Annotated in this window: 23 protein-coding genes and 1 pseudogene; 9 read left to right on the forward strand and 15 right to left on the reverse strand. The window is 68.9% G+C overall.

Annotated features, from left to right (window positions below; all coding sequences use genetic code 11):
* Positions 1 to 281: 281 nt before the first annotated feature.
* Entirely contained in the window at positions 282 to 1,070 is a 789-nt protein-coding gene (locus AC5FRZ_RS06400) for a CbiX/SirB N-terminal domain-containing protein (RefSeq protein ID WP_493564184.1), read from the forward strand.
* Between the two features lie 87 nt (positions 1,071 to 1,157).
* On the opposite strand, the gene AC5FRZ_RS06405 is transcribed toward AC5FRZ_RS06400, so the two are convergent.
* The 3 genes from AC5FRZ_RS06405 to cobN are packed head-to-tail and all read right to left on the reverse strand — an operon-like array spanning position 1,158 to position 6,590.
* Positions 1,158 to 1,916: a cobalt-precorrin-7 (C(5))-methyltransferase gene (locus tag AC5FRZ_RS06405; RefSeq protein ID WP_493564185.1), complete on the reverse strand. Its 759-nt coding sequence runs from the start codon at positions 1,914 to 1,916 to the stop codon at positions 1,158 to 1,160.
* Positions 1,913 to 2,692 (reverse strand): precorrin-8X methylmutase, encoded by a 780-nt coding sequence (locus AC5FRZ_RS06410; RefSeq protein WP_493564186.1) that lies wholly within the window; start codon positions 2,690 to 2,692, stop codon positions 1,913 to 1,915. The genes AC5FRZ_RS06405 and AC5FRZ_RS06410 overlap by 4 nt, the downstream gene beginning before the upstream one ends.
* Positions 2,682 to 6,590, reverse strand: coding sequence for a cobaltochelatase subunit CobN (gene cobN, locus AC5FRZ_RS06415; RefSeq protein WP_493564187.1), 3,909 nt, complete (start codon positions 6,588 to 6,590; stop codon positions 2,682 to 2,684). Before cobN ends, AC5FRZ_RS06410 begins: the two co-directional genes overlap by 11 nt.
* A gap of 34 nt (positions 6,591 to 6,624) precedes the next feature.
* Between cobN and AC5FRZ_RS06420 the strand changes: the two genes are divergently transcribed.
* Genes AC5FRZ_RS06420 through AC5FRZ_RS06435 form a run of 4 tightly spaced genes read left to right on the forward strand, consistent with a single transcriptional unit; the run spans position 6,625 to position 10,261 of the window.
* On the forward strand, positions 6,625 to 8,796 hold the full coding sequence (locus AC5FRZ_RS06420; RefSeq protein ID WP_493564188.1) for an ATP-binding protein: 2,172 nt from the start codon (positions 6,625 to 6,627) through the stop codon (positions 8,794 to 8,796).
* A gap of 51 nt (positions 8,797 to 8,847) precedes the next feature.
* Positions 8,848 to 9,036 carry a CbtB domain-containing protein gene (locus AC5FRZ_RS06425; protein ID WP_153553019.1) on the forward strand — a complete coding sequence of 63 codons (189 nt, stop codon included), beginning with the start codon at positions 8,848 to 8,850 and terminating at the stop codon, positions 9,034 to 9,036.
* Positions 9,037 to 9,038: 2 nt separating this feature from the next.
* The gene (locus tag AC5FRZ_RS06430) at positions 9,039 to 9,932 is read left to right on the forward strand and encodes a CbtA family protein (protein ID WP_372479264.1); all 894 of its coding nucleotides are present in this window, start codon (positions 9,039 to 9,041) and stop codon (positions 9,930 to 9,932) included.
* On the forward strand, positions 9,932 to 10,261 hold the full coding sequence (locus tag AC5FRZ_RS06435; protein ID WP_372479263.1) for a (2Fe-2S) ferredoxin domain-containing protein: 330 nt from the start codon (positions 9,932 to 9,934) through the stop codon (positions 10,259 to 10,261). The genes AC5FRZ_RS06430 and AC5FRZ_RS06435 overlap by 1 nt, the downstream gene beginning before the upstream one ends.
* An 82-nt stretch (positions 10,262 to 10,343) precedes the next feature.
* Here AC5FRZ_RS06435 and AC5FRZ_RS06440 read toward each other — a convergent pair whose 3' ends face one another.
* The 12 genes and pseudogenes from AC5FRZ_RS06440 to AC5FRZ_RS06495 form a co-directional block, all read right to left on the reverse strand.
* Positions 10,344 to 11,606: an outer membrane protein assembly factor BamB family protein gene (locus AC5FRZ_RS06440; RefSeq protein ID WP_493564189.1), complete on the reverse strand. Its 1,263-nt coding sequence runs from the start codon at positions 11,604 to 11,606 to the stop codon at positions 10,344 to 10,346.
* Positions 11,599 to 11,970 (reverse strand): DUF3209 family protein, encoded by a 372-nt coding sequence (locus AC5FRZ_RS06445; protein ID WP_170093895.1) that lies wholly within the window; start codon positions 11,968 to 11,970, stop codon positions 11,599 to 11,601. The genes AC5FRZ_RS06440 and AC5FRZ_RS06445 overlap by 8 nt, the downstream gene beginning before the upstream one ends.
* A complete protein-coding gene (locus AC5FRZ_RS06450) occupies positions 11,967 to 13,199 on the reverse strand; it encodes a CbiX/SirB N-terminal domain-containing protein (RefSeq protein ID WP_493565077.1) in 1,233 nt (410 codons plus the stop codon). The genes AC5FRZ_RS06445 and AC5FRZ_RS06450 overlap by 4 nt, the downstream gene beginning before the upstream one ends.
* A gap of 9 nt (positions 13,200 to 13,208) precedes the next feature.
* Positions 13,209 to 13,913, reverse strand: a pseudogene (locus tag AC5FRZ_RS06455) (cobalamin biosynthesis protein); the annotation flags it as partial.
* A complete protein-coding gene (locus AC5FRZ_RS06460; RefSeq protein WP_208628214.1) occupies positions 13,906 to 14,148 on the reverse strand; it encodes a ferredoxin in 243 nt (80 codons plus the stop codon). The pseudogene AC5FRZ_RS06455 and the gene AC5FRZ_RS06460, both read right to left, overlap by 8 nt.
* Positions 14,138 to 15,112, reverse strand: coding sequence for a precorrin-3B C(17)-methyltransferase (gene cobJ, locus AC5FRZ_RS06465; protein ID WP_170093899.1), 975 nt, complete (start codon positions 15,110 to 15,112; stop codon positions 14,138 to 14,140). The genes AC5FRZ_RS06460 and cobJ overlap by 11 nt, the downstream gene beginning before the upstream one ends.
* Before the next feature lie 2 nt (positions 15,113 to 15,114).
* Positions 15,115 to 16,080: a precorrin-3B C(17)-methyltransferase gene (locus tag AC5FRZ_RS06470; protein WP_493564190.1), complete on the reverse strand. Its 966-nt coding sequence runs from the start codon at positions 16,078 to 16,080 to the stop codon at positions 15,115 to 15,117.
* A 1-nt stretch (position 16,081) separates the two neighbouring features.
* Entirely contained in the window at positions 16,082 to 17,074 is a 993-nt protein-coding gene (gene cbiG / locus AC5FRZ_RS06475; protein WP_493564191.1) for a cobalt-precorrin 5A hydrolase, read from the reverse strand.
* Positions 17,075 to 17,076: 2 nt separating this feature from the next.
* Positions 17,077 to 17,940, reverse strand: a complete 864-nt coding sequence (locus AC5FRZ_RS06480) for a cobalt-precorrin-4/precorrin-4 C(11)-methyltransferase (protein ID WP_493564192.1) — start codon at positions 17,938 to 17,940, stop codon at positions 17,077 to 17,079.
* A complete protein-coding gene (locus AC5FRZ_RS06485; protein ID WP_372479254.1) occupies positions 17,937 to 18,707 on the reverse strand; it encodes a cobalt-factor II C(20)-methyltransferase in 771 nt (256 codons plus the stop codon). The genes AC5FRZ_RS06480 and AC5FRZ_RS06485 overlap by 4 nt, the downstream gene beginning before the upstream one ends.
* Complete coding sequence (gene cbiT, locus AC5FRZ_RS06490; RefSeq protein ID WP_493564193.1) at positions 18,704 to 19,264, reverse strand: precorrin-6Y C5,15-methyltransferase (decarboxylating) subunit CbiT; 561 nt, start codon at positions 19,262 to 19,264, stop codon at positions 18,704 to 18,706. Before cbiT ends, AC5FRZ_RS06485 begins: the two co-directional genes overlap by 4 nt.
* Before the next feature lie 87 nt (positions 19,265 to 19,351).
* Positions 19,352 to 19,921, reverse strand: coding sequence for a response regulator (locus AC5FRZ_RS06495; RefSeq protein ID WP_170093905.1), 570 nt, complete (start codon positions 19,919 to 19,921; stop codon positions 19,352 to 19,354).
* 183 nt (positions 19,922 to 20,104) lie between these two features.
* Between AC5FRZ_RS06495 and AC5FRZ_RS06500 the strand changes: the two genes are divergently transcribed.
* The 4 genes from AC5FRZ_RS06500 (at position 20,105) to AC5FRZ_RS06515 (ending at position 24,729) form a co-directional block, all read left to right on the forward strand.
* Complete coding sequence (locus AC5FRZ_RS06500) at positions 20,105 to 21,670, forward strand: potassium transporter TrkG (RefSeq protein WP_170093906.1); 1,566 nt, start codon at positions 20,105 to 20,107, stop codon at positions 21,668 to 21,670.
* 64 nt (positions 21,671 to 21,734) lie between these two features.
* Entirely contained in the window at positions 21,735 to 23,072 is a 1,338-nt protein-coding gene (gene trkA / locus AC5FRZ_RS06505) for a Trk system potassium transporter TrkA (RefSeq protein ID WP_493564194.1), read from the forward strand.
* Positions 23,073 to 23,183: 111 nt separating this feature from the next.
* On the forward strand, positions 23,184 to 24,041 hold the full coding sequence (locus AC5FRZ_RS06510) for a universal stress protein (protein WP_493564195.1): 858 nt from the start codon (positions 23,184 to 23,186) through the stop codon (positions 24,039 to 24,041).
* Between the two features lie 4 nt (positions 24,042 to 24,045).
* A complete protein-coding gene (locus AC5FRZ_RS06515) occupies positions 24,046 to 24,729 on the forward strand; it encodes a potassium channel family protein (protein ID WP_170093909.1) in 684 nt (227 codons plus the stop codon).
* Position 24,730: the final 1 nt, after the last annotated feature.

Below are 24,730 nucleotides of genomic sequence, written 5' to 3' on the forward strand. Positions count from 1 at the left end.
CTCGCCGGGGACGGTCGCCGCCGTGTTTCACACCGTCCTCGGCGCATCGCGGTCGGTGGTTCGGGACCGTCTGCGTGTCCGCCGACGACCGACACCGTCCATCCTCGATGCTCGCGCTTTGGCCACGAAAGTGGTTCTGAGGCCCCAAGACGTCGGCTGCGAGGGTCATCGATCGCCGCCGTGATCCCGGTGACCGCAACTTATTTGATCCTCCCATTCATCGACAATAGCAAGCACAATTGGTGTAGTACAACTTCATTTGTACTGCCCATCCTCAACAGATGACTTCCGACGCACTCCTCCTCATCGGCCGGCGCACGACACACGCTCAGGCGACGTTCGAGACCCACGCGGCGCGTCTCGAAGACCGCGACTTCGTCGACGAGGTTCACGTGTGTCCCTTCGAGAGCGAACCGATCCGCGAACTCCGCGATCAGTTCGAAGCGGTCTCGGCCGATCGGGTGTTCGCCGTGCCGATGTGTGTCGCCCACTCCTACGCGACGCTGGACGACCTCCCGGCCGCGCTCACGCACGTCTCCGGGGACGTGCGCTACTGTGAACCCCTCGGCGGGAGTCCGGTGGTGACGGAGGTGCTGCGAAGCCGTGCCACCGACGCGATGCCCGCCACCGAGCCCACTTCGCTGGCGCTCGTCGGCTTCGGCAGTAGCTCGAAGCCCCACCACAGACAGACGGCGGAGTACCACGCCGCCCGCATCGCCGAGCAGTCGGCCTACGACGAGGTCGAGACCTGCTATCTCCTCCAGAACCCGACCGTCGAATGCGTCCGATACAACCTCCGCAACGAACGCGCCGTCGCCGTGCCGCTCTTTTTCACCCGAAGCGAGGCCACGGAGCGACGGATTCCCGAGGCCCTCGAACTGGACCGCGGCGGGATCGAATACGCCGAACCGCTGGGCGAGCACCCGCGGATCACCGACGCCATCCGCGCGGCGGTCGAGCAACAGCGCGTCCTCGCCGACGGCGACGCCGCGACGTCGACGGCCGCGACGGCCCAGCCAAGACCGGTCGCCACCGACGGCGACGGGCGCTCTACGCCGCCGAACAACTGACACCACCGCTTACAGCACGAGGGCTCCGACTCGGGTGACGGTCACGACGAAAGAGCGATGCGGCCACGGCCGGCGGTGACCGCCCGCCTACGCCGTTCGCACGGCCAGGACGGAGAGATCGGAGAACGGCGTCGACGACGGCTCGCTGCCGCCAGCGTGACTCGCCAGCTCGTCGAGCGTCGTCGTCGTCCGCGTCTCCTCGTCGTGGGTCAGGTGCTCGAAGACGAGCGCCTCCAGCGACGGGTTCGCGCCCGCGTCGAGCAGTTCGGCGGCGATGTCGCCGGGCATCCAGTCGTAGGGCCGGGGCAACACCAGCAGGTGCCGCCGGCCGGCGTCGTCGCGCAACCGATCGAGGTCGGGCGTCACGTCGCCGCTCTTGTGTAGCGTGACGAACGTCGTCGCCTCCATCGGCGTGCGCGCACGGCTGGCGGCGATCTGGAGCGAGGAGATGCCCGGAACGACGGTGACCGGGCGGTCGACCGCCCGCTGGACCTTCCCGACGAACTGGTAGCCAGAGTGGTTCGGATCGCCCATCAGCAGCGCCGTCCCGGACTCGCCGTCGGCCACGCGCTCTGCGAAGCGATCGAGCGTCTCGCTCTCGTCCCGGTAGCCACAGGTCAGCGCGTCGCCCTCGATCGCCTCGTCGACGAAGCCGACGACGGTCTCGAAGCCGACGACCACGTCGGCCTCGCGGATCGCGCGCTCGCCCCGCGGCGTGAGGTAGTCGGGGTTGCCCGGCCCGATCCCGACCGCGGCGACCGGCTCGGCGGGCGACTCGACTTCCGGCGACGCCGCGGCGAACGCCGCCGGATCGGGGCCGGCGTCGAGGTCGTAGTCGTCGCTCATTCGTCGTCGCTCTCCCCGCTCGATCGTTCGGCGGATTCGCCCGCTCGGCCTGCGGGTGAGCTCTCGATCGAGAGGTCACCCGCACGCACGTCGCTCGCGACGTGAACGAGTTCGTTGGTCAGCCCCGCCGCCAGACCGCTGCCACCGCGTCGGCCGACGTTCGTGATCGTCGGAACGCCGTGCTCGGCGGCCACCTCCCGCAGGCGTGTTCGGCTCTCTGCGGCCTTGACAAAGCCCACAGGCGTCGCGACGACGACGGCGGGTCGTGTGCCGTCCTCGATGCAGTCGGCCAGCGCCAGCGCGGCGGTCGGCGCGTTGCCGACGACGGCGATCGCGTCCTCGTAGACGCCTTCTCTGTCGAGTTCGAGCACCGAGGCGGCCGTCCGGGTCATGCCGGTCTCGGCCGCTAGCTCGGCCCCGTTGCCGATCGCCTTCCGGACCGGGCAGTCGTGCCCGCGCCCGGTGATCCCCTCCTTGACCATCGTGATGTCGGTGACGATCGGTCGCTCGTCGAGGACCGCTCGCGCGCCCGCACGGACGGGTTCGGAGTCGTCGGTGCCGGTGAACCGCAGCAGGTGCTGAAACTCGGGGTCGCCGGTGGCGTGGACCGACTTCTGGCGGAGCCGATCCGCCAGGGTCTCGTCGGGGACGAGTTCGCGCACGCGGTCCATGCTCGTCTCGGCGATGTCCATCGCGTTCTCGGTGGTCGCGCCGAGGTCGGCGTACTCCTCGAACGACGCTTCGGACTCCTCGGGCGTCGCGCCGTCAGTCGTCATCGCCGGGCACCTCCTGGCCCGCTTCGCCGCCGGCACGCGCCTCGATGTCGCCGTCGACCTGCAAATTCAGATCGCGGAGTCGATCGGCCGTCTCGTCGTCGGCGTCCCAGAGGCCGCGGTCGATCGCCGCCAGTAGCGTGTCGGTGATGCTCTCTAGTGCCCACGGGTTCACGTCCCGGAGCCACTCCTGGCGCTCCTCGTCGAAGGCGTACTGCTCGGCCACGTCGTCCCAGAGGCGGTCGCTGACGACGCCCGTCGTCGCGTCCCAGCCAAGCACCACGTCGACCGTCGTCGAGAGGTCGCCGGCCCCCTTGTAGTCGTGTTCGGTCATGCTGTCGAGCCACTCGGGGTTGAGCACGCGGGCTCGCATGGCCTTGCGGACCTTCTCCTCGTTGGTGTAGACGGAGACGTTGTCCGGGTCGCTGGAGTCGCCGACGTACGACGCCGGTTCCTCGCCCGCGATCTCGGAGACGGCGGTGATGAAACCGCCGTGGAAGGCGTACCAGTCCGAGCTGTCGAACTCGTCTTGCTCGGCGGTGTCTTCGATCTTCACCGTGGCGTCGACGCTTCCCAGACGGCGCTCGAACGCGTCGTGGGCCTCGGTCGTCTTTCCACGGGAGCCCAGCGCGTAGCCGCCCCACTGGACGTACACGTCTGCGAGGTCCGAGCGGTCCTCCCAGTTGCCCTCGTCGACGGCCTTGTTCGTCCCCGCGCCGTAGCCGCCGGGGCGGGTCGTGAACACGCGGTGTTTCGCCTGTTTCTCCGGCTTCTCGACGCCCTGCTCGTCGAGTTCCTCGGTGGCTTCCTCGACGTGTTTCTTCACGTAGTTCATGTCGTGGGGCTCGTCCAGTTCGACCACGGCGTCGACGGCGTCGTGGATCACGCTCGCGGCCTGCGGGAACGCGTCGCGGAAGAGTCCGGAGACCCGCGTCGTCACGTCGATGCGGGGGCGACCGAGTTCGTCGAGTGGGATCGGGTCCACGTCGTCGATTCGGCCGGCGTCGGTCCAGCGCGGCTCGACGCCCAGCAGCGCGAGCACCTGCGCGATGGTCTCGCCCCGCGTTCTGACGGTCGGCGTCCCCCACGCGACGACGCCGATCTCCTCGGGGTACTCGTCGTGCTCGTCGTGGTGGCGTGCGAGCGTCTGCTCTGCGACCTCGCTGCCGACCTGCCAGGCGCTCTTTGCGGGCACTTTGCGCGGATCGAGCGTGTAGAAGTTCCGGCCCGTCGGCAGCAGATCGACGCCGCCCCGAGTCGGTGCGCCACTGCCCCCCGGTGGGACGTACTCGCCGGCCAGTGCCTCTGCGGTTCGGGGAATCTCCTCGGCGGCACCTTGCACGCGGGGCTGAACCTCGTCACAGATGAACGCCAGTGCCTCCCGCAGGTCGTCGTGTGCGCCCGACTTCGCCCGGGCGTCGCCGAGCGGATCGATGTCGACCACGAGGAGGTTCATGTTCAGCTCCTCGTCGGGACCCGCCTCGACGTTCGAGGCCGGCAGGTCGAACTCGTGTTCGGCGAGGGTCTCCACGAGGTCGATGCTCGTCTCGTACACCTCGTCTGCGGCTTCCGAGAGGGTCATCCCCAGTCGCTCGTCGTAGACGCCGGGCTCGTCGAGCATCCGCTGGTAGTCGACGCCCAGCACGCCCGCGACGCTCTCCCGGAGGCTGGGGCCGCCGGGGTTCTCCAGCCGAGTGAGTGCGACGAGGTACTCGACGAGGCGGTCGTCGGTCGGGGGCTCGCCCATCGTGTGCAGCCCCATCCGGATCTGGGTCGTCTTCACGTCCGTGAGGTACTCGTGGACGCGCTCGACCAGCTCGTCGATGGCGAGGTCGTCGCCAGAGACATCGCCCTCGGCCAGCGTCGATCCTGCTTCGTCCGGGCCTCGAACGTCGGCTTTCTCGTCCACAGTCCCCTCGATCCCCAACTCGACCGCCAGATCCAGCTCTGCAACCTTCTCGCGCAACAGTGCTTCGAGCTGCTCACCGTCGTCTGCGCGGGCGTCTTCCATGCCTGCCTCGCGGTACTGGTCGGCCAGTTCCTCCAGTTCCGCCAGTTCGTCGTAGGTGCCGGCGTTGCTCATGACCGGCGTGAGGTAGTCCACGATGGCGGCGTAGGAGCGGCGCTTGGCCTGGGTTCCCTCGCCGGGGTTGTTGACGATGTAGGGGTAGACGTTCGGGAGGTCGTCGATCAGTTGGTCGGGCGCGCTCGCGCCGTTCAGGCCGACGGTCTTGCCGGGGAGCCACTCCAGGCTGCCGTGCGTGCCGAGGTGGACGACGGCGTCGGCCTCGAACTCCTCGCGCAGCCAGCTGTAGAAGGCCACGTAGTCGTGGGGCGGCTGGAGATCCGAGTCGTGGTACACCTTCGCGGGGTCCATGCCGAAGCCACGCGGCGGCTGGACCGTCACGAGGACGTTCCCGAACTCGACGCCGGGGATGGCGAAGGGACGGTCCGGTGGGTCGCCCCACTCCTCGCGAACGGCGTCCCGAAACCGCTCGTCGGTCTCGGCGAAGTAGTCGTCGTACTCGTCGGTCGACACCACGTCGACGCTCAGCTCGCGCACGTCCTCGGGCGCGACCCAGCGGTCGTCGAGCGTGAGCTGCTGGGTGAGTCGCTCGACGAGCGCCTGGCCGCTGTCGGGCATCGTCGTCCCGGTGTCGTACCCGCGCTCGTCGAGTTCCGACAGCAGATTGACCGTGCTCTCGGGGCTGTCGAGACCGAACGCGGTGCCGATGCCGTCGTCGCTGGGCGGGTAGTTGTGGAGGACGACGGCGATCTGCTTGTCCTCGTTTGGCGTGTGCCGCAGGTGCGCCCAGTTGACCGCCAGTCGCGCGACGTGGTCGACCCGGTCGTCGATCGGGAAGTGTTGCTTGGGCGCGGTGCCGATGCCGGCCTCGTCGTCGGTGCGTTCCTTCCCGCTGATCGGGTGCGTGACGACGTTGCCGTCGAACTCCGGCAGCGCGACCGAGAGGGCGAGTTCGAAGCCCATCACACCGGTGTCGCTGCTCTCGTACCGGGACCGGGAGCGCATCGTCGTCACGGTCTGGAGCACAGGAACGCCCAGCCTGTCGAGGAACACGGCCTGGGCGTCGTCGCCCTCGTCGTCGGCCGAGCGGCCCCGCTCGTCCATCGACAGCGAGAACATGAACGACGAGCAGACGGCGTCGACGACCGGCTCGCCTGCGGGCCGGGCGCTGGGACCGTCCTCGCTGGCGAGGAGCCACTCTTCGGTCACGCGCTCTGCGTCCCACTGTTCGTCGGTGTCTGTCGCCGGGTTACAGAAGATCGGCAGGGCGTCGGCCCCCTGTGCCTCGATCGCCCTGACCTGTGCGTCGACGTAGCTGGTGTTCTCGTGTGTCCAGTGGGACTCGTAGAACCACACGGCGACGGTCGGGCGGTCGGCGTCGAACGTCGCGACGAGTTCGGCGTACGACGCGCCCGGGTGGTCCGGGTGGTAGACGCCCTCCGTCGGGAGGTCGACCGGGTCGTCGTACGGGCGATCGACGCCGCCGTACTCGTCGACGAGGTATCGGATGCAGTTGGCGACGTTGCTGGTGCCGCCCCGTTCGAGGTAGTCGTACACCCGGTCGCGGTCCGTCGCGGCGACGGACGTGTCGTCGAGCGCGTAGGCGTCACCGGTCGACTTGACGACCAGGGGCACGCCAGCGTCTTCCAGTCGGGCGACCGCGTGGTCGTAGCCCGGCATGCTGTCTTCGGCACCGTGGAGCCAGAAGACGGCCGCGGTCGCGTCCGCTATCTCGTCGAGGAACTCGTCGACGTCGCTCTGGTCGTCCAGGTCGCTCTCCGAGCGGACCACGAGTTCCGCGTCGACTCGCGACGCGGCCCGCTGGACGGCCCCGAGCTCGTTCTCCGTCGCCGTGTACAGGGCGATCGTTGGCATAATATTGTTAAACCTCCATTGTCCTAATACAAGCATGATTGATTTCGGTGGCGGCAAAAAAGCTTCGCCCGGGCGGGCGGGCGAACTCGGGTTCGCCGACATCGTGGGCCAGACGGAGCTCAAAGAGGCGCTGTTGACCGTCGCGGCCAACGACGACCTCGACGGCCTGCTGATTCAGGGGGAGAAGGGCACCGCCAAGTCGACGGCTGTGCGGGCGCTCGCGGCGTTGCTCCCCGACCAGACCGTCGTCGCCGACTGCCCGTACGGCTGTCCGCCGGACGAGCCCGACCGCCAGTGTGAGGACTGTCGCGATCGGACCGACCCGCCGACGGAGCAGCGTCCGGTCCCGCTCGTGACCCTCCCGCTCGGCGCGACCCGCGAGCGCGTCGTCGGGACCCTCTCGGTCGCCGACGCGCTCGCTGGCGACTACGAGTTCGACCCCGGTCTGCTGGCGCGAGCGAACCGCGGCATCCTCTACGTCGACGAGGTGAATCTGCTGGACGACCACCTCGTCGACGTGTTGCTGGACGCCGCAGCCAGCGGCACCAACCGCGTCGAGCGCGACGGCGTGAGCGTCGCCCACCCCGCCGACTTCACGCTCGTCGGGACGATGAACCCCGAAGAGGGCGAACTACGGCCCCAGCTACGGGACCGCTTCGCGCTCCAGGCCACCGTCACGGGTGCCGACGACCTCGACGACCGGGTCGCGATCATCGAGCAGGCGCTTACAGACGGCGACGACGGCGACCGGCAGGCCGACGTTTCCGACGACGAGCGCCGGACCCAGCTCCGCGAGGCCCGAGCGGGGCTGTCGGCGGTGACCCTGCCCCCCGAGTTCACCACCGAAATCGCCAAGCTGTGCCGCGACGCGGGCGTCGACGGCCACCGCGCGGACATCGCGACGGCCCGCGCTGCTCGCACCCTCGCGGCACTCGACGGCCGCGCGAAGGTCCTCGAATCCGACGTACGGCGGGCGGCTGCCATGGCCCTGCCCCACCGACTCCGCTCGCGCCCCTTCGAGGACGCGCCCGACGCCTCGGAGCTGCTGGACGACCACTTCGACGACGAGAGCGCCGACGAGTCCGAGCGAGACGAGACCGACGCGGACGGCGACGGAGACCCAAGTGAGGCCGAGGGGAAAGGCGGTGACGACGCCGACGGCGAGACCGCAGACGACGAGAGCGGGGGCGACACCGCCGACGAAGAGAGTGCAGGCGACACGTCGGACGGCGACGACGAGGGGCAGACACAGCAGCCGGCCGACGACGACGGCGAAGACGACGCCCCGTCACCGCCGCCCGGCACCGAGGCCGGCGACGCCGAGGAGGACTCCAGCGGGAACGAGCGCGGCGAGAACGAGTCCGGCGGCGAGAGCGACGAACAGACCGAGGGGACGCCGCTGGTGCCCGGCCAGTCCTCGACGCCGGTCGGCAAGAGCGACGCGCCCGACCTCAGCCCGCCCGAGGCCGTCGCCGAGGGTCGGGCCGGCGGCGGACGCGGTTCGGTCAGTCCCGCCGTCGACGGGGAGGGTGCGCGGGTCAGGACCCAGCGCGCGGATTCGGACCGCCAGATCGACGCCGCGGCCTCGGTTCGGGCCGCGACCGCACGCGGCAACGCCGGTGTCGAGTCTCGCGACCTCCGCCAGTCGGTCCGGGAACGGGACAGCGCCGTGCTCGTGGTCTTCGCCGTCGACGCGAGCGCGTCGATGCGGCCGGCGATGCGGGCCGCGAAGGGGGCGGTGCTGGAACTCCTGAAAGACGCCTACCAGGAGCGCGACGAGGTCGCGTTCGTGACCTTCGGCGGTGAGGGGGCCGACGTGCTCTTGCCGCCGACCGACAGCGTCACGCTCGCGGCCAGGCACCTCAAAGACCTCCCGACGGGGGACCGGACGCCCCTGCCGGCGGGACTCCGGGCTGCCGGCGACGTGATCCGGCGGGCCGATCCGGCCGCCAGCGTCGTCGTCCTCGTGACCGACGGGCGAGCGAACGTCGCCGACGGGAGCCCGACCGAGGCGACCCGCGACGCGGCCCGCGAGATCGCTTCGCGGGGAAGTTCCGTCGTGGTCGTCGACGCCGGAGACGACGGCGACACCGACCTCACGGGGCTGATCGCCGACGAGACCGACGGCCGGTGCGTGCCCCTGGACGCGCTCTCGGCCGAACGGATCGACGCCGCCGCCGGAGCCGCAAGCACAAACGAGATTTAACAGAGGCGAAAGTTTTACAACCTCGTTTGTGTTTAGTCAATCGTGGTTTCAATGACGACTACTACCGACACCGTCTCGGGTCGCGTCGCACAGGCACAGACGGAACTGACCCCGACACAGTTACTCGCCGGCATCGCGCTCGTGGCCGCGCTTGGTTTCGCGCTGGTCTTCCTCCAGGCACCGATGGCCCACGACTCGATGCACAACTTCCGACACGCGGCGGGGGTCGTCTGTCACTGATCATGCTCGCCGAATACATCCTCCGCGGCGCGAAAGCGGGGCTGGTCGCGGGCCTGCTGTTCGGACTGCTCGTCGCTCTGGTCGCCAATCCGCTCGTCGCCGCGGCCGACACGCACGGCCACGCCGAGGCCGGAACCTCCGGCGAACACGCCGAAGCGGGCCACGCCGAGGGTGAACACGCCGAAGAAGGCCACGCTGAAGAAGGCCACGCTGAGGGGGAACACGCCGAAGAAGGCCACGCTGAGGGTGAACACGCCGAAGCGGGCCACGCTGAAGAAGGCCACGCCGAGGCCGGCGGCCACCACGAGAGCGCCGTCTCGGCGACGGTGACGAACGTCGTGAGCGTCGGTGCCAGCGTGCTGTGGGGCCTGTTGCTCGGGACGGTCGTGTTCGGCGTCGCCGGCTACGTCCTCGAACCGATCGTTCCCGGCGAGGGGGCCGTCCAGAGCGCGCTGCTCGCGGTCGGTGGCTTCGTCACCGTCTCCGGCGCGCCGTGGCTCCTCCTCCCGCCGTCGCTTCCAGGCGTCGAACGCGCCATCCCGACGGACACCGGGATGGTGCTCTACGCCGGCATGATGGTCGCTGGCGCTGTCGTCTGCCTGCTGTCTGCGGTGTGCTACGACCGACTGCGCGACCGGTACGGTCGCCCCGCGGCGGCGGTCGCCGCGCTGGTCCCGTTCGGGCTGCTCGCGGTTCCGGCCACGCTCACGCCGCTCGGACCGGCGACCGGCTCGCTCTCACCGGCGCTGGCCGACGGACTGCTCGGGACGGTCGTCTTCGGCCAGCTCCTCCTGTGGACGGCCCTCGCCGCGACGCACGCGCGACTGGGCGGTGACGATCCGTCGCGACCGGCGACCCCGTCCGCACGGACAGACGCCACCTTCACCGCGGACTGATGGAGGAACGCACGGCCGAGGTCCACGAGCGAGGCTTCTCCGATCACGTCCTCGTCTGTACGAACGGCCGAGAGGAGCACGCCTGCTGTGGCGAGGCCGGCGGCGAGGCAGTTTTCGACGCCGTCGCCGAGTGGCTCCGCGAGCGCGATCTGCTGTGGTCGCGCGTCTACGTCGCCGAGACGGGCTGTCTCGGACTCTGTAGCGCCGACGGCGCGGCGATCGCGGTCCACCCTCGGAGCAACTGGTACGCCGACGTACGGCCCGACGAGGTGGCCGCGCTGCTGACCGAGGAGTTCGGTCCCGACGGGTCCCGACTCGGCAGCGACTGATTTCGCCACCACGAATAGCTTCACCCGACCGGGTAACGAGACTGCTTCGAGACAGCGTGTCGCGGAGAAACTGCCGGGCGGGCTACCGGCGCTGTGGACTGCTCGCCGACTGGCTTCTCGCCGCACGATCGACGAAGAGACGATACGCACCGCGCTCGGTGCCGTCGTCGTGGTAGACGACCGGCTCTTCGACGGCGACCACGCGGTCTCCGTCGACTGCGACCGCAGTGACGATGCCGTCGGTCTCGCGGCTCGCTACCGGGCCGTCCCGGGCCGACAGCACCCGGAGGCCGTGGCAGTCGACATCGCGCGTCCGGAAGTGCTGTGCGCCCGGCACGACCACGTGGCGGTCCGTGGCGGCGATCTCGCCGGCGAACCCGCCCACGTCGGCCGACCACCGACGTTGGCCGTCCGGTCCGTAGCCGAAGGCGGTGTGTTCTGCGGGGTGGAGAGCGTCGGTCTCGCGACTGTCGACGGCGTAGGTGTTGCCGGTGACGAAGACGGCCGCCTCGCTGCCGGCGACGACGTGGTTCGGGTACGCGTACAGCGTCTCGTCGCCGACCGTCGTCCGTGTCGCCAGCTCGGCGCGCCACCGGACGGTGCCGCCGTCGTCGAGGCGGTAGCCACAGTAGTCGCCGTGACTCGCGACGACGGCACCGTCCTCGACGAGCGCGGCGTCACCGACCCGTCGCTGTCCGTCGCTGTCGGGATCCCACTGCCAGTGGCTCGTCCCGCGTTCGGCGTCGAGGACGACGAGACCCTGCTGGTGGTCACCGGGACAGCGGTTGTACGCGACCGCGAGGCGGTCGTCTCGCCGGTCGAGGCTGATCGGCGACGCGTCGGCCTCGAACTGCCAGCGTCGCGTCCCGTCGTCGGCGAACGCGGAGACGACGCTCCGAAACGAGCGTCGGTCGCCGTCGCGCTCGTAGCGGCGGGCGGCGACGTACGCGCGGTCCTCGTCGGTCACGATGTCGGCGACGAACGGCAAGAAGAACCGCGTCTCTCTCTGTGGCTCGCCGATCTCTGTTGCCGTCGCGTGCTGCCAGCGCCGTCGACCCGTCGCCGCCTCGTAGCACCGGACTCGCCCGTCTGGGCCTCGCTCACCGGCCAGCACCGCGTCACCGAACGCCGCGAGCGCGACCACGGCAGCGTCGGACTCCTCGCCGTCCGCGCGCCACTGCTCTGTCAGGGTGGCGTGGTCGAACGCGATCACGTCGCCCGTGGCCGTTCCGACGACGACCAGCTCTCCCGTCAGCGCGACTGCCGAGCGCCGGCCGGCGTGGCGCGACCACGCCGGGGGTGGATCGCCGAGGCCGACCGACTGTGGCTCCGGCCGGTCACTCATCGACCGGGAAGGCTTCGTGGAGCACGTCGTGGGCCTCGCCCAGTCCGTCGAGGACGCTCTCGCCCTGGCTCGTCAGCCGGTGGACCGCCCGCTCGGCGTCCCGAACCGCGACGAGTCGCCCTCGCATGTAGTCGTACTCCTGGCTCTCCGGGTCGGCCTCGGCGATCTCGGCTTCGAGATCGACCAGCGCCGCGTCGAGGTGGCGCTCGATGGCCGAGAGCGACTGGGCCTCGGCCAGGGCCTCGATCGGTCCGTCGAGTTCGCCCTCGAGCTCTCGCTCCGCGTGCTCGCGCGCGTGTTCGTCTTCACTTCCCAGTACGTTCATCAGTCCGAGTCGGAGTGCTTCGATTTCGTAGCAGCTCATTGTGAGAGTGTTTGATCGACGAGTTCCGAGACGATGCGATCACGGTCGAGGTGCGAGGAGACGATCCGTTCGGCGTCGTCCTCGCCGACGCCGCCGTACCAGACGCCGTCGGGGTAGACGGCGACCATCGGCCCCTCGCCACAGCGACCGAGACACGAGGAGCGGGTCACGCGGGCGTCACAGGCCTCCGAGTCGCGTTCGGCCTGCCGGAGCCGCTCCAGGACGGCGGCCGAGCCGTCGGCCGCGCAGGTCTGGTTCGTACAGACGGCGACGTGTTTCTCCGGGGCGTCGTGTGCGTGGGGTTCGTCGTCGACGTTCTCGCGGTCGGCGTGGGTCTCCTGGTGGGTCAGCGCCCGGAGCATCGCCCGCGCGCCGCCCACGTCTTCCTCGTAGCCGTCGAGTTCGACCTTGTACTTGCAGGTGTCACAGGACATCTCGACGCTGTCGGTGCGGGCCTCCTGCCAGCGGTCGCCCAGCACGTCCAGCAGCCGCGAGTCCGTCCCGAGTGGGTCGCCGGCCGCGGCGTCGACGTAGGGGTACTCCTCGTCGAACGCGTCGGCGCGGTCTCGAATCCGCTGGGTGAGGACCCCGTCGCCGAGCATGTAGGGGAGGACGACGACGCCGTCCGGTCGCCGCTTTGCGACCGTGTGCAGCGTGTCTTCCAGGAGCGGCTCGGTCACGCCGATGAAGCTCGTCTCGACGTGGTCGAACGCGCGGCCCTCGTACAGCAGGCGCGCCAGCTTGTGCGCGTCGCTGTTGGCGTCGGGGTCGCTAGAGCCCCGCGCACAGAGGACGACCGTCAGATCGTCCGCCGTGCGGTCGAGCCCGAGTTCCGTCTCGACCGTCGCCGCGCGGTCGTCCAGCAGGTCCACGATCGCCGGGTGGACACCGAGGTGCGCCCCGTTGTGGATCGTCAGGTCGGGGTGGGACGAACGGGCCTGCTCGACCGCCAGCGGCACGTCGTTCTTGACGTGGCTCGCGGCAAAGAGCGAGAGCTGGACGACGGTGACCCGCGAGACCGACGCCGCCAGTCCCGCGATGGCCTCGTCGATCGAGGGCTCGGCGAGTTCGAGAAAGCCAGCGTCGGTCGGCACGCCGAGGCGCTCCTCGACGGCCGCAGCCAGCTCCCGGACCTGTTCGTTCGACTTCTCGCGCCGGGAGCCGTGTCCGACCAGCAGGACGGCCTCGTCGTCGAGCGAGACCGGTGTCGCGGCGGCGTCGGCGGTCATTCCAACCCCCCCCACGCCGCTCCCGGTGGCGCGTTCGACGCTGCGCCGGAGCTTCTGGCGGCGCTCAGCCGAGTAGAGTCCCGTCTCGTCGCTGCCGGCGTACACCCACTCGGCGAACGCCGCCACGTCGGCGTCGTCTGCGAGTCCGAACCAGTAGCCCCCCGAGGACGTCTCCGAGCGGTCGTCCGTCGGCAGCGTCGGCGCTGCCTCGGCGAGCAGCGACTGGATCGTCGCCAGCAGGCGCTCGTCGTCGTGGACGAACGAGACCCCGACGGACCCAGAGGACTCGCGGAAACAGACCGTCCCGCAGGCCTCCAGCAGGCCACGCACCAGCGCCGCCCGCTCCTCGCTGAAGGCGTCGAAGCGGTAGCCACCGGGCTGGCCGTCCAGCGGGAGGCCGAGCGCCGCGCTCGCTCGGTCCGCGGGCGGGCCGAACACCTGTAGCTCGTATGCGTCCTCGTACCGGACGATCGAGGCGTCGTGTGCGGACTCACGCTCAGCGACGCGGTGGTCGCGGTCGGTGCGGTCCGCACCGGCGACTGCCGCCAGCGCGTCCGCGGCCGTCTCGTCGCCCGCTCGGACGGTCACGCAGTCCGCGGTGAGATCGCCGTCTCCGACGACCCGACCCCAGAAGTACGCCGTTCCGGGCGTGACCGTCAGCAGGTCCTCGGCGGCCGTCGGCGTCGCAGGGTCGGGGCTGTCGGCGTCACTCATCGTCGTCCTCCCGCACCGAGATCGCGTCGACCGGACACGCGGCCGCGGCCTGTCTGGCGTCCTCGATCCGGTCGTCGTCGAACGTCGCGACGACGGTCTCGTCGGGGTCGCTCGCTCCCGCGCCGATCGTCGCCAGCCCGTCGGCGGCCTCGACGAACCGATCGTCACGGACGAGACAGGCGAAGATGCCGTCGCAGGCCTCCCGGTCGAGCGCCACGCGGTACTCAGTAGTCATACTTGGACTCGTACCCCCGCGGCGTCACCATCCGGTCGTCCCAGACGTAGGTGTCCTCGTTGCCCACGAGGATGGTCGTCGTCATGTCGATCAGGTCGGTCTCGCCGAGGTCTTCGAGCTCGCCCAGCTCGACGATCTCGACGGCCTCGTCCTCGCGGCCCGCGCCGTGGACGATCCCCACGGGCGTGTCGGGCTCGCGGTGTTCCAGCAGAATCTCACAGCACCGCTGGAAGTTCTCCCGTCGCTTGCGGCTCCAGGGGTTGTAGATGGCGATCGTAAAGCCCTCGCCAGCGACGGCGTGCAGGCGCGACTCGATGGTCTCCATGGGCGTCAGGTGGTCAGACAGCGAGACGCTGACGGTGTCGTTGACCAGCGGCGCGCCCAGCCGTGCGCCACAGGACTGGGCCGCGGGCACGCCGGGGACGACCTCGAAGTCGACGGCGCTTGCCGTCCCGCCCTTCGATTCGAGGATCTCCAGTGCGAGCCCGGCGAGCGCGTAGACGTTGGGGTCGCCGCTGCCGATGATTGCCACGTCGTTGCCCGCCAGCGCGCGGTCGATGGCCTCCTCCGTCCGAGAGACCTCGCCACACATCGGCGTGTCGTACAGTTCATCGGCCGACTCGGTGACCTCCTCGGGCAGCAGATCGACGTAGGTCGTGTAGCCGACGATGTGTTCCGCTTCGAGCAGCGCGCCCCGCGCTCGCTGGGTCATCCCCTCTGGCTGGCCGGGTCCGAGCCCGACCGCCACGAGGCGACCGGGCGCTGCGTCGAAGTCGTCGACGGTCGCGCCGACCTTCTCGTCGGTCGTCGAGTCCGAGCCGCCACAGCCGGAACTGGACGACGAGCTGTCGGTGCTCGCGCCGCACTTCGACGTACTGTCGTCGCTCCCTGCGTCGGTGCTGCTGGCACCGCACTTCGATTCTGCGTCTGTGCTACTCGCGTCGGTGGTGTCGTCAGTGCTCATTGTCAGAAGTCGTCGACGTCACGCCCGCCGCGCGGGGTGACGAGATGTTTGCCGTAGTCGTTCTCCCAGACCTCGGTCTCGTGGTTGCCCACGAGGATCGAGGTGCCCATGCCGCCGACCTCGTCGTCGTGGTCGGTCGCTGCGCCAAGCGTCGTGATCGTGTGGGTCTCGTCCTCCAGATTCCGACCGGCCGCGCCGCGGCCGGCGTCGTTGAAGATGCCCACCGGCACGTCGTCGGCCCGCTCCTCTCTGAGCACCTCGATGGCGCGCTCGTAGTCGCGCCAGCAGTTGTAGAGGACGACGACGAAGCCACTGATCGCCGCGGCCCGGAGCTTCTCCTCGATCTCGTCCCAGCCGCGCCACTTGTCGGACAGCGAGATCGTACAGAAGTCGTTCGAGAGGGGCGCACCGAGGTTGGCAGCGCCGCCGAGCGCCGCCGTCACGCCGGGGACGACCTCGATGGGCACGTCGGTCGCGCCCTCGGCCTCGGCCATCGTGTACAGCAGATCGCTCTTGCCGTAGACGTTCGGGTCGCCACCGGAGACGTGGGCCACGTCCTGGCCGTCGCGGACCCGCTCGAAGGCCTCGCTGGCGAGTTCGATCTGGCGACCCATCGAGGACCGCACGAGCTCCTGGCGGGTCCCGTTCGGTCGTTCGAGGACGGTCCCCGACTCGCTCTCGGTCCCGCCGTCGGACCTGTGGCCCGACGAGGTTCCGCTCGCTTCGCTCGCGGAACCCCCGTCCGCGGCCGCCTCGACCGCCGCGCTCTCCGGGGGCAGCGTCCCGTCCTTGCGGAGGAACTCCTGGTAGAGGTTGGAGGCGATGACGCAGTCTGCGGTGCGGATCACGTCTTTGGCCTCCTGTGTCATCGCGTGAGGGAGGCCGGGACCGATGCCGACGACGGAGAGGGTCCCGTGGTCGTCTGGGGGTTCGCTCGCGTCCGGGTCGTCGGGCGACTCGCCCGCCATCCTACCGCCCCACCGCCACGGTGACAGCGTCGTCGAAGCGTTCCTTCTTGCGGGCGAGGTCGTGCTCTCGGCCGCCTGCGATGGCCGAGGCCTCCGCGATGCCCGGCCAGCCGATCAGTTCCTTCGACCGGGAGGGCGAGGGGCCCTCGAACGCTTCTAGGGTCTCTTTCTCGAAGAGGACGACGCCGGCCCCGATCTCCTGGGCGGCCTCGTAGAGCCCGTCTTCGCCCTCCTTGCGTGTCCCGGTCGCGACGAACTCCACGTCCGAGCGGTCGAGTCCCAGATCGTCGAGCGCGGCGTCCCAGGCGTCGAGCACCTGCTGGCTGTCGACGCCCGAGACCGTTCCGGTCCCCAGCACCACGCCGTCGTCTTCGTTGCGCTTGAGCACGGTCACGTCGTCGCCCACGAGGACGGCTTTCGGGCCGTCGAGGCGGGCGACGGGACCCAGTTCCTCGTTCAGCACCGCGAGGTTCGTCGCCACCGTCGAGTCGCCGTTGACGACGTGGGTGTCCAGCGCCTTGGCCTTGCTCTCGACGCCCTGCTTGCCCGCCGCCTCGCTCGCGGTCGTCATCGCCGGGACTGCGCCCAGCTGCGCGAGGTCGTTGGCGACCTGATTGGCACCGTGGTGGCCCCCGGTGATCGGGATGGCCCACGTCAGGGCCTCGTCGATCACGACGATCGCGGGGTCGTCCCACTTGTCGTCGAGCAGCGGCGCGGTCTTTCGCATCGCGATGCCGGAGGCCATCAGGCCGACGAAACAGTCGTACTCGCCCCAGTACTCCTCGAACACGTCGCCGTGGTACTCGACGATGTCGACGGTCTCGTAGTCGTCGCCGATCTCGGCGACGATCTCGCGTGCGGTGTCGAGCTTGCGCTCGAAGCTGATGATCGCGATCTCCTCGGCCACTTCCCCGTCTGAGTCGGGCGTCGAACAGTGGCCGCTCGATCCGTCGCTCGATGCGTCCGTCTCGGTGTCGTCGTTGTCGATGCTCATTGTCAGTCGTCCGCCTCGCTCTCGCTTCCGTCGCGATTCGCCCAGCCGTCGTACAGGTAGGACCGTTCGTACCCCGCCTTCCGGGCCGCGTCGCCGATCACCACCAGCGCCGAGGCGCGGTAGCCGGCGGCCTCGACGCGGTCGCCGATCGTCTCGATGGTGCCCTCGATCACGTCCTCGTCCGGCCAGGAGGCGTGATAGACGACGGCGACGGGCGTGTCCGGGTCGTGGCCGTCGTCCAGCAGGCGGTCCATCGTCTCGGCGACGGCGTGAGTCCCCAGATAGAGGCAGGTCGTCACGTCGCCCATCTCGACGAACTCGCTGATGTGGTCGTCCTCGGCGTCGAGGGTCTTGCCCTGCGGGCGGGTGAAGGCGACGTGGTTCGCCACGCCGTTCAGGGTCAGCTGGGTCCGCAGCGTCGCACTCGCGGCGAACGCCGAGGTCACGCCGGGGACGATGTAGGTCGGAACGCCCTCGTGTTCCAGCGCGTCCATCTGTTCCAGCGCCGCGCCGTAGATCGCCGGATCGCCGCTGTGGAGCCGCACCACGTCTCGTCCGTCCTCGTAAGCGTCTCGCATCAGCGGCACCAGCTCTTCGAGGTCCTTGCCGATGCTCGAAACCTGCTCGGCGTCCGCACAGTAGGCGTCGAGCAGCTCGCTGTTGACCAGTGAGCCGGCGTGGACGACCAGATCGGCGTCCTCGACGAGCTCCCTGCCGGTGACCGTCAGCAGTCCCGGATCGCCGGGACCGGCACCGACGAAGGGGATCCCGTCCTGTACGTCGCCAGCGGCGTGGGCCTGGATCCGGTCGTCGCGGTCCGCGCGGTCGTCTGCGACCGCGTCGATCGCGTCCTGTGGGTCCGTCATCGCTGTCCCCCCGCAGACACGTCGGCGCTGGCATCGCCGTCGGTCGTCTCGACGGCCGTCCCGGCCTCTCCTCGCTCGTCTGCCGCCTCGAAGGTCGCCGTCGCCGGCTCGGCGTCGAGTTCTCGCTTCTCGGCGTAGGCCAGCGTGTAGTAGTCCCGCTCCGTGAGTTCCTCGGGGTCGTCGGTGACGACCGTCTCGCCCTGTTCCATGTAGAGCCGGCGGCCGTAGACGACATCGTAACCGGCGTCGACGAGTCGCTCGTGGGTCGCCGGCACGTCCGTCACCTTGAACAGCACCATCCGGTCTGGCCCGGTCGGGGCCGCGCCGCGGGCGGCCTCGTGGAGCGTGAGGCTCGCGCCGGCCGCCACTTCGACGCCAAGCGCCGTCGTGAACGCGCTGACGGCGCTGACGCCGGGGACCGTCTCGACGGTCACGTCGGGGTGGAACGCGTCCAGCGTCCGGCGCAGGTGGCCGAACGTCGAGTAGACGTTCGGATCCCCGAGCGTCACGAACGCCGCCGTCCCGTCGCGGGCCCGCGGTGCGATCTCGGCGGCGGCCGCCTTCCAGGCCCGGCGGAGTTCGTCCTCGTCGCGGGTCATCGGGAAGTCGAGGTCGCCGATCCGGTCCTCGTCGACGTACGTCGTCGCGACCGACCGCGAGAGTCTGCCGGGCGTGTACACCACGTCGGCTGTTTCGAGGACTTCGCGCCCGCGTACGGTCACGAGATCGGCGTCCCCTGGGCCGAGTCCGACGCCGTAGAGGGTCACTGCTCTCCCTCCGGGTTCCCCGCGCCGCCGACGAGCATGTACACCGGGTTCTCGGCGTCGAAGCTCGTCGCCCCGGCGAGTTCGTAGCCGTGGCTCACCTGGAACTGGACGACCTCGTGGAGGATCCCTCGCTCACGGAACGCCGCCGTCGCGGCACCCGCCACTTCGAGCCGCGAGACGTTCATCACGACGCGGTCGACCTCGGTCTCGACGGCGTGGTCGAGGATCGCCTCGTAGTTCCGACTCCCGCCCAGAAAGAGCGCGTCGGCGTCGTCGGGGAGTCCGTCGGGAGCCTCGGCCTCGCGGACGGTCACGTCGGCGGCCGCGTCGTTGGCCGCGAGGTTCTTGCGCGTCGTTGCAACCTTACTTGCCTTGCGTTCCAGTGCGGTGACCCGTCCGGCGCGGCGACTCGCCTGGATCGTCACGGCACCGGTACAGGAGCCGACTTCCACGAAGTGGTCGTCCGGGCCGAGAGCGAGCTTGTCGAGCAGGACGGCCCTGACTTCCGGCTTCGTCGGGCCTGCCTTGGCGTCGTGAGGAAGCGATACGTGCGCCATCGGCGAACACAAGGCTCGTTGCGCGTAAAACAATTTTGGTTGTTTTACCCCAAGGGAACTTTCCCTGTGCCGGTCCCGACGGCGGCCCTAGTTTCCCCGCTCGATCTGTTCGTGGATCTCGACGACGCTCTCGAAGTCGTCGATCTCGGCTTCGAGCTGGCCGCGGAGTTCGCTCGCCCGCCGCTTTAGCTCCTGGTACTCCTCGCTGTCGGCCAGTTCGTACTCGGGGTGCTCGGATTCGAGCACGTCGAGTTTCGACCGGAGTTCGAAGAACTCGTCGAGTCGCTCGTCGGGCTCTCGATCGACGTGCTGGGCGATCGTCTCGCGCAGCGTCTCGTTGTCGATCGGTTTCGTCAGGTAGTCGTCGAAGTCCATCTCCAGAATGTTGAGATCCGGACCGACGGCGGTCGCCATGATCACGGGACAGTCGTACCCTCGCTCGCGTAACTCGGCGAGCACTTCGTCGCCGTGCATCTCCGGCATTCGCCGGTCGAGCAACACGGCGTCGACGTCCTCGTCGATGGCATCGAGCGCGGCGGCTCCGCCGATCGCGACGCGTGTCTCGAACGCCTCGTCGAGGGCGAGCGCGTACGTCTCGGCCACGCTCTCCTCGTCTTCGACGACGAGGACGAGCGACCGGTGATCCGTTCGTGCCACGTCTGTAGTCGTAGGGACCCTGACGCAAAGAAGCTGACTGCAGTCGGGACACTCCCTCGGGGCGTCCTCGGTCGCCGTCGATTCGCATCGCCTTTCTCGTCACGAAACCACCACGAGCGTTCCGGTGATTTGATAGTGTCCGACAGTCGGATACCCTATAGTGATGTACGGGCGTGGTCGGCCGTGAGCTGGGGCGTCGACTGGCGGGCCAGCACGAGCCTCGTCGGCACCGTCGTGAAGTACCTCTCGCTGACGATGGTGGTGCCCCTCGTCGTCGCGATCATCTACGGCGAGGACATCGCCGTCTTCGTCGTGTCGATCGCCGCCACCGCCGTACTTGGACTGGCACTTGAACAGCTCGATCCAGAGCCCGACGTCGGCCCCCGCGAAGCGCTCGTGTTGGTCTCGTTCGCGTGGTTGGCCGCGGCCGTCGTCGGGACGATCCCCTATCTGATCGCCGGGAACGGCATCCCGTTCGTGATGGCCCCGAGCGCGCCCGCGTCGACGCTGGCCAATCCGGTCAACGCCCTCTTCGAGTCGATGAGCGGCTTCACGACGACGGGGGCGACGGTGCTGGGCGAGATCAGCACGGATCGCCACTCCCACGCGGTGATGATGTGGCGACAGCTCACCCAGTGGCTGGGCGGCATGGGGATCATCGTCCTGATGATCGCGATTCTGCCGGAGCTGGCGGTCAACGGCGCACAGCTGATGCAGTCTGAGGCCCCCGGTCCGGAACTCCAGAAGCTCACCCCCAAGATCGTCGAGACGGCCCGCGCGCTGTGGCTGATCTACTTCGGCTTCACAGTGCTGTACGTCGCGATTCTCTACGGCCTCCAGCTGGCCGGCCTGGCCGAGAACATGACGCTGTACAACGCGATCGCACACGGGTTCACGACGCTCCCGACCGGTGGGTTCTCGCCCGAAGCCCAGAGCATCGCCGCGTTCAAGCCGATCGTCCAGTGGGTCGTCATCCCGTTCATGATGATCGCCGGCGTCAACTTCGCGCTGTTCTGGCACGTCATCAGCGGCGAGGCACGGACGATGATCGAAGACGCGGAGTTCCGAGCCTACGCCGGTGCGACGGCCGTCCTGATCGCGCTCCTGTCGGTGCTCCTGTTCCGCGGCGGTGCGCCGGCCCTGGGCGACCTGGGCGGCGTGACCGACGGGGTCACCGAGAACGCGCTCCGGCAGGCGGCCTTCCAGATCGGTTCGTTGCTGAACTCGACGGGCTACGCGACGAGTGACTTCGCCAAGTGGGAGACTCACTCTCAGATCGTGTTGCTGTTCGCGATGTTCATCGGCGGCTCCGCGGGTTCGACTGGCGGTGGCGTGAAAGTCGTCCGGTGGCTCGTCGTGTTCAAGGCCGTCTACCGCGAGCTGTTCACGACGGCCAACCCCAACACCGTGCGCCCGGTCCGTCTGGCCGGGCGCGTCATCGACGAGGACGCGATCCGTGGCATCATGGCGTTTACGCTCCTCTATCTGGCGCTGTTCGGCGTCAGTGCCGTCTTCCTCGGGCTCGACTCGGCACGGATCGGCTACGAACTGACGATTCTCGAATCGGTCAGTGCGTCGCTGGCGACGCTCGGTAACATCGGTCCGGGGTTCGGCTCGCTGGGACCGTTCGGGAACTACCTGAAGTTCTCGGACCCGTCGAAGCTCCTGATGGTGTTCCTGATGTGGGTCGGCCGCCTCGAAATCGTCCCCGTGCTCGCGCTGTTCGTCGGCCGACTGGACCGCTCGTAGCTGGTCCGTAACGTACTTGCCGACACCTCCGGAACGTAGTGGAAATGATACGGGAGTGGATCGAATGCGCGTGATCATCGTCGGGGCTGGCGAGGTCGGCCGCTCGATCGCCGCGAATCTCGCCGACGGACACGACGTCGTGGTCGTCGAACGCGATCCGGAGATCGTCGAGGAACTGACCTACTCGCTGGACGTGCTGACGATCCAGGGCGACGGCACCGACCTCTCGGTCCTTCGCGAGGCCGGCGTCGGCGAGGCGGACATGCTGATCGCGAGCACCGACATCGACGAGACCAACATCGTCGCCTGCGGTGCCGCAAAGACAATCTCCGACGTGTTCACGATCGCGCGAGTCAAGCGCCGGGACCTCCTCTCGACGTGGCGCAACACGAACCAGGCGTTCAACGTCGACTTCATGGTCTGTTCGGACCTCCTGACTGCGGAGGCGATCTTCCGGATCTCCGGGGTCCCAGGGGCACAGGACGTGGACACGTTCGCGGGTGGGATCGTCCGGATGGCGGAGTTCGAGATCGACGAGGACAGTCCCGTCACCGGCCAGTCCGTCAGAGAGGCAGACCGCTACGCGTCGCTGACCTTCGCCGCGCTCTTTCGTGACGACGCCGTCATCATCCCGACCGGCGACACCGTCATCCAGAGCGGCGACCGGATGGTCGTCATCGGGAGTCCGGACTCGATCGGCGACTTCGCGACCGACACGGTCTGTGCGGGCGAGGAGAGCGGGGCCGACTCGGTCGTCATCGTCGGCGGCGGACAGCTGGGGTTCCAGGTCGCACGCCTGTTCGAAGAGCACGGCTACCGGCCACAGCTCATCGAACACGACGAGGACCGGGCCCGCGAACTGGCCGAGCAACTCCCGAACACGACCGTGTTGCAGAGCGATCCGACCGACTCGGAGTTTCTCGTCCAGGAACGTGTCGACGAGGCGGACGTCGTCGTCGCCGCCCTGGAGAGCGACGAGAAGAACTTGCTCGTCTCGCTGCTGGCAGAGCGCATCGGCGTCGACCGCACGATCGCTGTCGTCAACGAGATCGAGTACGCCGACCTGTTCGAGACCGTCGGCGTCGACATCGCGGTCAACCCCCGCGAGGAGACGGCCGAGGAGATCGTCCGCTTCACGCGGGACAACCGAACCGAGAAGATCGCCATGCTCGAACACGACCTGGCGGAAGTCGTCGAGATCGAGATCGAGTCCGACAGCGTGCTGGCGGGTCGTCGGATCGCCGACGCGGTCGAAGAGTTGCCGGCCGGCATCGTCGTCGGTGCGATCTCGCGAGCGGGCGAACTCGTGACCCCGCGGGGAGACACGACGATCCAGGTGGGTGACCACGTGGTCGTCTTCGTCGACTCGACCGTCATCGACACGGTCACCGAACGGCTCTGACGAAGCGACGCCTTCTCGGACGACGAAATAGGTTCTCGACGATTTTCTCTCTGTTTCGTCGCTGCCGTTCGTGTGGGTAGATTTATTGTCTCACCTCGGATGACCGTACGTATGGAGCGGTCAGCTGACGAGCCAGACGAGCGACCGGCGGTCGACGAGCCCGTCGGCGAGAGTCACGACGTCGTCCTCTATCCGATCTTCGAGGGTCACAGCAGCCACACCTTCGAAATCGCCCGCGACATCGCGGAGGGTGCCGGGGCGAAACTCCTCGTTCTCGACCTCTACGCTCACTCCGACGAGATCGTCGACGAGTCCCAGCGCGTCGCGCGGGATCTGCTCGCGACGCACCTGGACGACAGTCACGACGTGCCGGTCGAAACCCACTACGAGCGGACCGACGATCCAGTCGACGCGGTGATCACGGTCGCCCGAGAGTACGAGACTCGACTGATCGTCTTCGACGAGCACACGCCCGAATCGCTCGTCCATCCCCTCGCCAACGACGTTCCGAACCGGATCAGCGACCGCGTCGAGACCGACGCCGTTACCGTCGAGCGCACGCGGGACGACCGCCTGTCGTCGATCCTCGTCCCCGTCGCTGGCGGACCACACAGCGGCCTCGCCGTCGCCATCGCCGGAGCGATCGCACGCAGTACCGACGCGGTCGTCGAGCTGTTCCACGTCACCGAAGACGACGGGACCGACGCGTCGGTCGACGAACTCTTCGAGCAGGCGCGGGAGCGACTGCCCGACGGCGTCGCGGTCGACACGTGGCACCTCGACCGGCCCGACGTGGCCGACGCGATCATCGAGCAGTCGGCCCACTACGATCTCACGATCGTCGGCGAGCCCAGTCGGGGACGGCTCAAGCGGTTCCTGTTTGGCTCCGTGACCGACACCGTCCGCTCCGACTCCTCGAACACGGTGCTCGTAAGTCGACGCAGTAATGGGGACCCGTTCAATTGCTAACGGTATGTATATCGTCATCGTCGGTGCCGGCGACACCGGCACGCCGCTGATCGAGATGGCAACGAAGGGCGGCAACGAAGTCGTCGTCATCGAGCGCGACGAGCAGCGGGCCGAGGCGGCGGCCACGCAGTTCGACTGCCTGGTCATCAACGACGACGCGACGACCAAGGAGACGCTCAAAGACGCGGGTGCCCAGCGGGCCGACGCACTCATCAGTACGACGGATCAGGACGCGACGAACGTGATGGTCTGTCTGCTGGGCCAGGAACTCGACGTTCCGACGGTCGTCTCGATCGTCCACAACCACGAGCACATGAACCTCTTTCGCCAGATCGGCGTCAACACGATCGAGAACCCCCAGCGACTCATCGCCGAGTACCTCTACCGCGCGGTCAAGCGCCCCTCCGTCGTCGACTTCATGCGGATCGGCGACACCGCCGAGGTGTTCGAGATCAGCGTCACCGAGGAATCGCCACTGGCGGGCCACTCGCTCATGGAGGCCGGCGAGGAGGGGCTGTTGCCCGACTCCGTCCTCATCGTCGCGGTCGACAGGGAGGGCAACGGCGATCCGATCGCACCCCGCGGGAGCACCCGCATCGAGCCCGGCGACCTCCTGACAGTGTACTCCGGCAAGGGCGCGACGCCGGACGTGACGGACATCTTTGGCCACCCGGAAGACCACAACTAGT

The organism is Halomicrobium sp. HArcht1-1 (genome assembly GCF_058933285.1).